Annotated in this window: 10 protein-coding genes and 1 pseudogene; 8 read left to right on the plus strand and 3 right to left on the minus strand. The window is 53.0% G+C overall.

Annotated elements, in window-relative coordinates:
- Positions 1–65: 65 nt before the first annotated feature.
- The 3 genes from ACYVK4_RS32030 to ACYVK4_RS32040 all read right to left on the minus strand — a co-directional run bounded on the left by ACYVK4_RS32030 (position 66) and on the right by ACYVK4_RS32040 (position 6,288).
- A complete protein-coding gene (locus ACYVK4_RS32030) occupies positions 66–1,304 on the minus strand; it encodes an efflux RND transporter periplasmic adaptor subunit (RefSeq protein ID WP_461131664.1) in 1,239 nt (412 codons plus the stop codon).
- Positions 1,301–5,788 carry a CusA/CzcA family heavy metal efflux RND transporter gene (locus tag ACYVK4_RS32035; protein ID WP_461131665.1) on the minus strand — a complete coding sequence of 1,496 codons (4,488 nt, stop codon included), beginning with the start codon at positions 5,786–5,788 and terminating at the stop codon, positions 1,301–1,303. The genes ACYVK4_RS32030 and ACYVK4_RS32035 overlap by 4 nt, the downstream gene beginning before the upstream one ends.
- A 98-nt stretch (positions 5,789–5,886) precedes the next feature.
- Complete coding sequence (locus ACYVK4_RS32040; RefSeq protein ID WP_461131666.1) at positions 5,887–6,288, minus strand: hypothetical protein; 402 nt, start codon at positions 6,286–6,288, stop codon at positions 5,887–5,889.
- A gap of 382 nt (positions 6,289–6,670) precedes the next feature.
- On the opposite strand from ACYVK4_RS32040, the gene ACYVK4_RS32045 reads away from it, so the two are divergent.
- The 8 genes and pseudogenes from ACYVK4_RS32045 (at position 6,671) to ACYVK4_RS32080 (ending at position 11,606) form a co-directional block, all read left to right on the plus strand.
- Positions 6,671–7,054, plus strand: coding sequence for an ArsR/SmtB family transcription factor (locus ACYVK4_RS32045; protein ID WP_461131667.1), 384 nt, complete (start codon positions 6,671–6,673; stop codon positions 7,052–7,054).
- Between the two features lie 25 nt (positions 7,055–7,079).
- Positions 7,080–7,670: a mercuric transport protein MerTP gene (gene merTP, locus ACYVK4_RS32050; RefSeq protein WP_461131668.1), complete on the plus strand. Its 591-nt coding sequence runs from the start codon at positions 7,080–7,082 to the stop codon at positions 7,668–7,670.
- A 3-nt stretch (positions 7,671–7,673) separates the two neighbouring features.
- On the plus strand, positions 7,674–7,883 hold the full coding sequence (locus tag ACYVK4_RS32055) for a GDCCVxC domain-containing (seleno)protein (protein ID WP_461131669.1): 210 nt from the start codon (positions 7,674–7,676) through the stop codon (positions 7,881–7,883).
- A gap of 340 nt (positions 7,884–8,223) precedes the next feature.
- Entirely contained in the window at positions 8,224–8,463 is a 240-nt protein-coding gene (locus ACYVK4_RS32060; RefSeq protein WP_461131670.1) for an IS110 family transposase, read from the plus strand.
- Positions 8,464–8,963: 500 nt separating this feature from the next.
- Entirely contained in the window at positions 8,964–9,431 is a 468-nt protein-coding gene (locus ACYVK4_RS32065; protein ID WP_461131671.1) for a reverse transcriptase N-terminal domain-containing protein, read from the plus strand.
- A gap of 33 nt (positions 9,432–9,464) precedes the next feature.
- A pseudogene (locus tag ACYVK4_RS32070) lies at positions 9,465–10,295 on the plus strand (reverse transcriptase domain-containing protein); the annotation flags it as partial.
- 69 nt (positions 10,296–10,364) lie between these two features.
- Positions 10,365–10,733: an HNH endonuclease gene (locus ACYVK4_RS32075; RefSeq protein WP_461131717.1), complete on the plus strand. Its 369-nt coding sequence runs from the start codon at positions 10,365–10,367 to the stop codon at positions 10,731–10,733.
- An 84-nt stretch (positions 10,734–10,817) separates the two neighbouring features.
- Positions 10,818–11,606 carry an IS110 family transposase gene (locus ACYVK4_RS32080; protein WP_461131672.1) on the plus strand — a complete coding sequence of 263 codons (789 nt, stop codon included), beginning with the start codon at positions 10,818–10,820 and terminating at the stop codon, positions 11,604–11,606.
- Positions 11,607–11,620 lie beyond the last annotated feature (14 nt).

The following is an 11,620-nucleotide window of genomic DNA, read 5'->3' on the forward strand; positions in this document are numbered from 1 at the left end:
TCTATTCATATCACCGGGTGAGGTTCCCTTAAGAGAAGCCGTAACAGGAAACGGACGGCCCGCCTTTATTCGCCCTCTTCTTCCGTATTGGTCATCGCCGAGAGTAAATCATAAGCGCCCACAAGCACGATTTGATGACCCTTCGGTAACGGTTGAGGGAAGGAAACGGCCTGATAGCCATTTTCGCTCACCCCGGTCATGACCGGAATCGGCCGGAACCGATAACGCCGTTGCTCCCCTTTGCCTTCGATGGCCTCCAGCAAAAAAATATGGGGTTTGTTGCCAAGCTGCACCACCGCGCTTTCGGGCAGCGCCGGTACAGGTTGGGACGTCGTTTCAATGACCGCTTTAAGAAAGGTGCCCGGGCGAAGATCCGCCGGAACGTTTGTCAAGCTGGCAAAGACAGCCACCGTACGGTCGGCATTGGTCTCGCGGTTAATCAGTAGAATACGGCCGGTATATTCCTGGGCTGAGCCGCCCTGGGACTGGGCCGTAAGCTGCATGCGCACCCGCTGGCCGATGGCAACTTTAGCCATATCGCCCTCAAATATGGTCAATTGCGCGACCAGTTTGCGGGTATCCACGAGTTCAAAAAGCACATCATTGGCCGCCACAAAACGACCCCGATTGACCCCGGATGCGGTAATGGTGCCGGTAATGGGTGCCCGAATGGCAACTGTCCGACTGATTTTACCCGTTTGCAAACTGGAAACAGGGATGCCCAGCAACGCCAGCTGCTGCCCAAGCCCTTCGAGTCGGGCACGCAGGGAACCCCGCTCAGCGGTCGCCTGCTGAAATGTTTTCAGGGCCCCTACATTTTGCTGACTTAAGTCCCGTTGCCGCTCATATTCCTGCTCCTGAAAGGTAAGACGGCTAGTAGTCTCCAGGTAATCTTGTTGCAGGCGGATAAACTCCGGATTTTCCAGAACGGCCAGTACCTGACCTTTACGAACCATCGTTCCGGGCAATAAGCTGGCTGAAACCAGGATACCCCCGTAGGGCGATGACACGGACACCTGTTGCTGAGGGGGCGCATTCACCACCCCATTCACCCGGATCAAATCGCTCAGCGTGCGGGTCTGTAAGGAGCCAACTTGAATGCGGGCCGTCTGAAATTGAATGACTGAAAGCTCGACGGTGCCCGCTTCCTCGGCTTCCTCCGAGGGTTTGTCGGCTTGTTGTTCGGTGGATTCCGCTTTGGGGCGGTCTTCCGCCGGTTTATCCTGTTGCGTGCAGGACCACAGGCTAAAACTGATACTCATTAGGGCGATCATACACCGCCGGATTACTAGGAATGGGTTCATGGCTCTGTGCTGCCGAGAATAAACTCGAGATTAATAACCGTTTGATTGTAGTCGTTGAGGGCTGTTAGATAACCGGTCTGGATGCCGATGACGGTGCGCAGGTTTTGCAGCAGTTCAACATAACCGATTTCGCCCGCCCGGTAGGAGCGCTCGGCCGTCTGCCGGATCAGGGCCGCTTGGGGTAAAGCCGATTGCTGATAATAGACCAGGGTCTGCTGATTTTTTCGGTACGTCTGAATGAGTTCTTCGTAAGCCCCCTGCAAACTTTGTCGCCGGGCATTCAGACTGGCCTGGGTCCGCTGCTGGTTGAGTTCACCGGCCTGTACCCGCGCCCGGAGCGGTTTGGCCACCAGCGGAATGGAAATGCCAAGCTGGCCATAAAAAAACCGATGCGACGCGTTGTAGTACTGCTCTGAACCATCGGCCTGTGGGTAAAAGCCCCGTAGCGATTGATTGGTCACACTCACGGAGTAGTCCGGTTTAAGCCGGGCCCGTTCGAGGTCCGTCTCCCGCTGGGCCATCAATACCTGCTGAGCGAGCAGGGCCAGTTCCGGGTTTTGCGCTAACGCCAGCGTGTCCGTAGGGGAAAATCGAAGCGGGCGAGCCGTCAGCACCGAATCCGTAATTTGCGGCAGGCTGGAAGCACCTAACAGCGTTTGTAGGCGTCGGCGCTGAATCTGTTCGTCGGCTTGATGCTGACTGAGTGCCAGCTGCACCTGCCGGGCTTCAACCTCAGCGGCCGTTTGTTCCAGCAGGGTGCCCTCCCCGGTACGCCGTCGCAGACCAGCCGCTTCGACGATGGCCCGTAGTAAACTATCCTGGCGAATCAATTCGGTACGCAACGCCCGCAAATAAATTAATTCATAATAAGTGGATTTGGTTTGCTGGACCAGTTCCTGGCGGGTTAATCGGCTTTCCGCTTCGGCCCCACTCACCCGACTCTCCAGCAATCGGCGCTGACTCCGAATGAGCGCCGGAGCCGGTAGCCGCTGACCAAGGGAAAGCGACTGATCGAAATAAGGGCTGTTATATTGGCCTAGTGAGACGGAAAGGTCGGTTTTCCCCACGTCATTGGCCGTGCCGCGCAGGGCCTGCTGTACCCCGATGGTCAAGGTCGATACGCGCACGAGCGGATTGGCCAGCATCGTTTGATTTAGGGCCTCGCTCAGGGAGAAGGGAGTAGCCCGGATGCCGGGTTGCTGACCTAAGTTGGGCCGAGCCACGTCAGGCCGGGCCACGTCAGGCTGGGCAGTGACCTGAGCCTGACTAATACCCGGTTTCAGGCCTAAACTCAAGCCCACTAACGCCACGATCAACCCACTTGACAAGGCTTTGTTGGGGGGCCGGGTAGCCCGGTGTTTTCGTCTGGCTGACCAGCTCTCTTCTAAGTAATAAAGGATTGGCAGCACCAGCAGGGTCAGCAAGGTGGCCGAGACCAATCCGCCAATAACCACCGTCGCCAGGGGCTTTTGTACCTCGGCACCCGCTGTGGTCGAGAGGGCCATGGGCAAAAAGCCTAATGAGGCCACCGTGGCCGTCATCAGGACCGGTCGCAGCCGAGCGGCTGTGCCCTGATAAATCACCTCATGCAGATCCTCTAGGCCCTGCTCGCGGCGGATTCGATTAAACTCGCCCATGAGCACGATGCCGTTGAGGACGGCCACGCCGAAGAGCGCAATGAAACCGATACCGGCCGAAATACTAAAGGGCATATCGCGTAGCCACAGGGCAACAATACCCCCAATGGCTGACAGCGGTATGGCCGAAAAAATTAAAGCAGCCTGCCGCACCGATCCGAAGGTCACAAACAAAAGCAGAAAAATAAGGCCCAGGGCGACGGGAACGGCGATACCGAGTCGGTTGCGCGCTTCGATAAGATTCTCGAATTGCCCGCCGTACGTTATATAGTAACCGGTTGGTAGCCGAATCTGCTCGGTCAGCTGGCGCTGTAGTTCCCTGACTACACTTTCGACGTCTCTCCCCCGCACGTTAAAGGCGATGGTCAACCTTCTTTTGGCATCTTCCCGCTGAATCTGGTTTGGCCCCGGCTGAAGCGATACCTTTGCCAGCTGGCCTAGCGGAACGGGGGTACCCTCCGGCACCGAAACGGTCAGGTTCCGTACGTCATCGATACTCTGACGATTTTGATCCGCCAGGCGGACCACCAAATCATAGCGTCGCTCACCCTCGTAGACCAGGCCCGCGCTTTCACCGGCAAACGCGGCACTAAGGGTTCGGTTCACCTCATCTACCGCCAGGCCGTAGCGGGCCAGTGCTTCCCGATCGAGGGCCACCACAATTTGGGGTAAGCCCTGGACCTGCTCTACATACAGATCGGTAGCCCCTTCTACCCGGTTCACGACGCGGCCAATCTGGCTGGCCAGCCGTTGCAGTTCGCCTAAATCCTCCCCAAACAGTTTGACGGCAACGTCCTGCTTGGCGCCCGAGATTAATTCATTGAAGCGCATCTGGATGGGTTGCTGGAAGCCGTATGTTACGCCGGGAATGGCTTCGAGGGCCTCCGCCATTTTTTCCGCCAGTTCTTCCTGACTTTGGGCGGTGGTCCATTCGGCCTGGGGCTTGAGCAGAACCATCAAATCACCGGCTTCAATGGGCATCGGATCGGTGGGAATCTCGCCCGCGCCAATCTTGCCGATAACTTCCCGGACTTCGGGGAACTGCTTGAGTAGCAGCTGGGCGGACTGCAAAAATTTGTCTTCCGTTTGGCTAAGCGACGAGCCGGTCAGTGTACGCAGTTCCACGGCGAAATCGCCTTCGCTAAGTTCGGGTATGAACTCGCCCCCCAACGTGGTAAAAAGCCATCCAGCCCCAATCAACAGAATAACCGCCAGGGCTAAAACGAGCCGCTTGGCCCGGAGTGCCCACCGGATGACGGGGTCGTAGCGCCGGTGAAAGAAGCCCATCAGCCGGTCGGAAATCGTTTGGGTACCTTCCCGAACGGGTTTCTTGCTCAGCAGCAGGGCCGATACCATGGGTACATACGTTAAGGAAAGAATAAAGGCCCCTAGAATGGCAAAGCTGACGACTTGTGCCATCGGCCGAAACATCTTTCCTTCAATGCCCACCAGGGCCAGAATGGGCAGGTAGACGATGAGGATAATGATTTCGCCGAAAGCCGCTGAGGTGCGGATACGACTGGCCGATTCAAAGACTTCTTCATCCATCTCGGCCTGGCTGAGGTTATGCCGGTAGTTCTTCAGGGCGATGTGGTGCAGGGTAGCTTCCACGATGATAACGGCACCATCGACGATCAGTCCAAAATCAATCGCGCCCAGACTCATCAAGTTTCCCGACACGCCAAACAGGTTCATCATCCCTACGGCAAAGAGCATCGACAAGGGAATGACCGAGGCCACCAGCAGGCCCGCCCGCAGGTTACCCAAGAATAGAATCAGGACAAAAATGACAATCAGCGCCCCTTCAATCAGGTTACGGGTAACGGTGTGGATCGCGCGGCCTACCAACTCACTCCGATCCAAAAAAACGCGAATGTCCACCCCTTGTGGGAGTGTCCGGCGAATCTGGTCGACCTTTCCTTTGACCCGGCCGATGACCTGGTTGGCATTTTCCCCCTTTAGCATGAGTACGACGCCCCCCACTGCTTCGCCCTGCCCGTTGCGGGTCAGAGCCCCGTATCGGACGGCGGAACCGAAGCGCACCTGGGCCACATCGCGCACCAGCACCGGCAATCGTCCGCTGGTTCGACGGACGACAATCCGGCCAATATCCTTCAGGCTCCCCACCAGCCCTTCCGAGCGAATGAAGTAGGCACTGGGTTTTTTATCGATGTAGGCTCCGCCGGTATTCTGGTTGTTTTTTTCCAGCGCCGTAAACAGATCGCCGATACTTAAGCCAAGGGACCGGAGTTTATCCGGATCAACGGCGATTTCATACTGTTTCAACAGGCCACCAAAACTGCTGATGTCAGCCACGCCGGGCGTACCCAGTAGCTGCCGCCGAACTACCCAGTCCTGAATCGAGCGCAACTCCATCGGCGAGTAGCGTTTCTCAAAGCCGGGCTTCGCATACAGCACGTATTGGTAGATCTCACCCAGACCAGTGCTGATTGGACCCAGGGTCGGCTCGCCGGTACCGGGCGGAATCTGCGTGCGGGCTTCGGCCAGCCGCTCATCGACTTGTTGACGAGCCCAGTAAATATCCGTATTATCGTTAAAAACCAGCGTGACTACCGAGAGGCCAAAGCGCGATATGGAGCGTATCTGGGTAATCGTTGGAATCGTCGCCATCGTCTGTTCAACGGGAAAGGTGATCAGCCGTTCCACTTCCTGGGCGGCCAGGGCTGGGGAGCGCGTAATCACCTGCACCTGATTGCTGGTGATATCGGGCAGCGCGTCAATGGGTAAATGACGAAGCGAATACATCCCCCACCCGATCAGCCCGATTGTCAACAGGCCAATAATGAGTTTGTTCCGAATGGAAAATCGGATAATGGAGTCAAGCATAAGGGAAGCAAAAAAATGGTAAACAGGCCTTGCCCTCATTGGTCAGCATGAGGGTTCATAGGAAACAGGATAAGCAGGATAAGTAGACAAAAAGGTCCTTAGCTGACCTTGGGGGGTTGCCAGATGGGCAAAAGTGGCGTAATGGGATTTACCTGTAGATAGGCAAACGAATCCGTTGCTTGAACCAGTAACGACCGTTGTAGTTGAATGAACGTCAGGCAATCCGGGGGAATGCAGCTGGCCGCTGGACAGGAGGAGCAGGCACAAAACGGCGAGCAGACGTCGGCTCTGGGCCCGGAGTGGGCGGCAGGGCTGCTAGAGGCCGCCTGGATGGTTGGCTGGGCGTCGGTAAGGGCATACAAGTCGTTTTCGGGGCAAGGCAGCACCGAAACAACCAAGACATGCAAGCTTAATAGCAGACAGAACAACGCTTTCACCCGGCAAAGGTAGAGTCTGGTTTGGTAAAAACCAATTGGCGTTTTTCGCCAGACAACGATCATTGGCGTCGTTTAGCCGTTGTGGTAGCGTAGTATACGATCTACCTTTAACTTCTTAATTGACCGACTCACGTTCATAATGCGATCCTGGCATTCCGTAGCTGACCTGGCACTGGTAAGGCGACCAGTTGCGGAGGTGCGGCACGGTGAACCCGACACAGAGCTTCACAGGGTAGCCCGGAAAGCACCAGAACATACATTGCCCATATAATCCGCCACCATTTCACGGCGCGAAGATACGAACGATAGCCGGAAAGGAATAGGGTTCTTGATTACACGCATACGAACGTATGCTTGCGGCTTTTTATAGCAAAGATGCCATCGCATATCATTTGCTTATTTAAGAATTTGCTTAAATAAGCAAATGATATATCTTTGTTTCGAAATGGAAAATTCCTCAACCTGCGTCCGCGTCTTTGCCGATCAAGAACAGATTCGCCAATGTGCTGAGAAAATAAAAGGTGCTGAGTTGGTCTTCGAGCGACTAGCTCAGGTACTAGATTTGGCAGGCAATGCCAATCGATTGAAAATTATTTACCTATTGCAGCAAGATAGCAACTTATGCGTTTGCGATTTGAGCGACATTTTGGGCATGACCATTTCCGCTGTTTCCCAGCATTTGCGTAAGCTTAAAGATGCGCAGTTGATTCAGGCCCGCAAAGTTGGCCAGACTGTTTTTTATTCCTTACGGACAGAATCAACGGGCATTTTACATTCTCTGTTGGAACACCTGGAAACGATGCAAACCGCACCTTCATTGACTGCTTAGTCTAGAGCAATAACGATTACAAACTATGAAACTTGCAGGATTGACCGGGCTACTCACTGCCTTTGTTTCCTCTCTCTGTTGCACCGTCCCTTTGCTTACTTTGCTTGTGGGTGCCACTGGCTCGGCTAGTGGATGGGCCTGGCTGGAACCTATGCGGCCTTACAGTATCGCGCTTACGGTGGGCGCGTTAGGTTGGGCTTGGTATGAACAATTAAAACCTAAAAAAACAATGGAATGTAACTGTGAAACGAAGAAAACCACTTTCTGGCAGACGAAGCCATTTTTGGGTGTGATGACTGGAATGGCATTGCTACTACTGGCCTTCCCCTCCTACTCAAACTGGTTGTACCAAGATAAGAATCAAGCGACTGTGCAGCCCGCGCAGGCAGGTACGCAACAAGTGGCTTATGTAACCATCAAGGGCATGTCCTGTGAAGGCTGCGAACATCACATCAAGCAGGAGGTCACCAAGATCAAAGGCGTATCGGCAGTCGATGTATCTTATCAGAAAGGGTCTGCTACCGTCAAATATGATAGCAAAAAGACCTCCCTGACTGACATCAAAAAAGCGGTGGATGCTACCGGCTACAAAGTTACCAGCCTAAAGACGCTCTAGAGAATGACCGTTACACTCGAATCCGTAATCACCTGCCCAAATTGTGGCCATCAGGCAGCAGAGATAATGCCGACCGATGCTTGCACCTATTTTTATGAATGCACATCCTGCCAGACCCTTCTAAAGCCGCTGGCAGGGGACTGTTGCGTCTTCTGTTCCTACGGGACGGCGAAGTGTCCACCAATCCAAGAACAAAAAAGCTGTTGCGCATAAGCCCCAAATAGGGGCTTTATTTTTGCCCGCGTAAGTTCCTACATAAACGCTTCTTCACATTAATACAGAATAAATGTAGATCTCACAAAACTGTTAGGTTCGCTGCTGAGACAAAACCCAGATTCATGGCTGGCCTTTGTCGCTAAAAACCAAGACCTTTCAATAGGTAGCGGGGCGAGCTAATCATAAAACTAGGTATAGACCTATCGATGCGATACAGACCCCGCTACCCTTTGAGTGCAGAACAGGGAACTCATAGGAATTGAGGCACCAGGCCTACTATCACAGTTTCGTTCGCCATTCTGCTTACTGATAGTCTGTAACGTAAATCCGCTAAACCATGACTACTTACAACTACTTCATCGGTACCGATATTGGCAAGAAAACGAATGCAGTTTGTGTCTTCGATGTATTGGAAAACCGGAAACTTGAGCTGACCATACCCAACACCAAAGCTGGGATGGAAGTCTTGCTTAAACAACTCAATAAGCTACCTGACTTTAGACTGGAAACAACGCTGTTCTGTATGGAACACACGGGGATCGTGCGACACGAAGTTGCACGTTTTGAGTATGGATGATGATCCATTCGGTTAGTGCTCGAACCGATCTCCAATCCGTAGGGGCGCCACGGGTAACAGTGGGGTCTGTTGCAAGCGGATAAAGCCTAAGATGCGGGTCAATCCTTGACGCAAATCGGGCCAGGAGAAGACCGATAGGGTGAATGAGAATGAACCTCTGATGAGGTGGCGTCAGTGTTGGTTACCGAAACAAGGATTGATACGGTAATGATGGGACAAAGAGGAACATTCGGCGATGCCTTCGGATGTCGAGCACCCTAGTCCCCGCCATAAAGGAGGCACCCCACCCGGTCGTATCTCAGACGTGTGGAACGTGGTAACCCCAATGAAGTCTGTATCGAAAGCTACAGTAGGCCTGACTGTGAGGAAAGGCACAACTCTTCAGTGGGAAGAGGAGGGCTCAAGAAGCGAAAGCTGGTAAGCCGAAAGGCAACGGGAATCCATAACCGGCCAGATAGGGCAATACCCACCTTGAAAGAGGGCTGACGTGAGTCTGGTAGATGGCCCCAAAGACGGAAGAACAGATTTTGAACAAGGAGCTTAGTTCGATGCACCCTAAACCGGAAGCAAACCGACTCGTTGGACCAACCGACTGGCATGCCATTGATTGGCAGAAGGCATTTCGGTTGCTCAAAAATCTACGCTCCCGCATCTTTCGGGCGGCTCAGGAGGGTAACCATAAGAAGGTACGTTCCTTGCAAAAGTTAATGCTGCGGAGTTATGCGAACCGAGTGACCAGCGTCCGTCGGATTACCCAACTCAATGCGGGTAAAGACACGCCGGGAGTGGATCAGGTGGTGGTCAGAACGGCTAGTGACCGACAGAAGCTGGTGGAGGAACTAAGGCAACACCAACCTTGGAAAGCCAAACCCGCCCGCCGGGTTTACATTCCTAAAGCCAACGCAAAGCGCAGGCCTTTAGGAATCCCTGTTATCGGAGACAGGTGCTTACAAACCATGGTGGTGTAGGCCTTGTAACCGGAATGGGAGGCTAAGTTTGAAGCCAGTAGTTACGGTTTTCGACCGGGTCGAAGTTGCCATGATGCTATTGAGCGCATCTTTCGGTACGCTCGTCCTGATGGTCGACGGAAATGGGTGGTCGATGCGGACATCAAAGGAGCTTTTGATCACATCGATCACTCGTTTCTGCTCGAACGGATCGGTCGTTTTCCTGCCAAAAGACTGCTGGAACAATGGCTAAAAGCAGGTTATCTGGAAGCGAATGTCTTCCACCCGACTGACTCAGGCACTCCCCAAGGGGGTAGTTGTTCACCGCTATTAGCCAACATTGCCCTGCATGGCTTAGAGCAGGCAATGGGGATGAGCTACTACTATGGGGGTGGTCGTGTACAAACCTGTGGACCGCGCCGAGTAGTTCGCTATGCCGACGATTTTCTGGTCTTTTGCTCGACACAAGAAGATGCCCAACAAGCCTTATTGCTGCTTAAAGACTGGTTGAAGGAAAGGGGATTAGCCCTATCAGAGGAGAAAACACGTATTGTTCATCTAACAGATGGGGTCGACTTCTTAGGTTTCCATGTGCGTCAATATCCTAGCCGAAACACGACAACAAGCTGGAAAACGCTCACCAAACCCAGCAAGGAATCGGTTCAGAAAATCCGGGACCGCCTGCGATCGGAGTGGTTAGGGTTAAAAACCCAGCGTGTGGAAGTGATTGCCAAACGGCTGAATCCGATCATTCGGGGTTGGTCGAACTACTTTCGGATTGGGGTAGCCTATGAGACCTTTACCAAGTTAGATCGCTGGATGTTCGACCGTCAGGTACGCTATGTTAGTCGGATGCATCCCCGTAAAAACTACGCCTGGAAACAAGCCAAGTATTGGGGACGGCTCAATCTGGATCGACAGGACAAGTGGGTGTTTGGGGATAAACAGACGGGTATGGCCCTGCAGAAGTTTGTCTGGACGCCAATCCAACGGCATATTCTGATTCAGCATACTGCCTCTCCGGATGATCCTAGTTTGCGGGCGTACTGGCAGAAACGTACCCAACGAAAGTCGGCTGAGTTAGTACCCAGCAAGCAACGGATTGCCCGACGGCAGAACCATCAGTGTCCGGTCTGCAAAACGAGTTTATATACTGACGAAGCCCTGCATGTACATCATATCAAGCCGAAGCAGGAAGGCGGCAGTGATGCCTATTCCAATCTACGGTTAGTTCATGTAACGTGTCATCAACAGGTGCATTCGAAAGCATTCGCAGCAACGAAAACAAAGCAAGGAACCCTGAGTCGGTTGTCATCTGCTTGAGCCGGATGTGTTGAAGGCACAAGTCTGGTTCTGAGGAGGGAAGGGAGCCGCAAGGCTCCTGACCTATCCTACTATTGCCAGCCAATGATCAATTTCTTTTATCCCATTGGCGCTAATTTATGGCTGCAATCAGCGGTCCATATTAAACGCTCACTGGGTTTAACGCGGGGAAAAACTGATAAGGCTGATGCCCGGTTGATTGCTAAATACTGTATGCGCCATCAGCGTGATCAGAGGCTTTTTAAGTTGACTGACAAAGTGTTAGCTACTGTTCGCCAGCTTGCCCAGCAACGGGAACGTTTGATGGAGATGGCCAAGGCCTTCACGGATTTAAGTCAGGATTATCAGGCGATGGGCCTTTTAGCGGAACTGAAACTACATCAGCAGACCAGTGAGATAGCCTTAGTTGCCTTACAGAAGCAGATCAAGCTGGTAGAGGCTCAAATCGAGGGCTACATCAAGGCCTCCTCAGAGTTGAAATCGAACATGGATTTACTTATGAGTATACCGGGAGTGGGTCGACAAACGGCCTTATTTATGCTCATCTTCACCAGCAATTTCACCCGGTTTACGGACGCAAAAAAGCTAGCCAGTTATGTTGGTGTGGCGCCTTTCGCTTATGAGTCAGGTTCATCAGTAAGAGGCCGAACGAAGGTCAGTCGGATGGCAAATACCAAATTGAAACATCTTTTGCATATGGCTGCCTTAGCCGCGGTTAAGGCAAAAGGTGAATTGAGGGATTATTTTGAGCGGAAAGTAGCAGCTGGGAAGCGCAAGATGAGCGTTTACAATGCTATTCGCAACAAATTGGTGCATCGAATGGTATCGGTCATGGAGCGGAGAACGGCTTACATACCGATGTATCAGAAATAGAATAATTTTTAGTC

The organism is Spirosoma aerophilum, assembly GCF_054782495.1.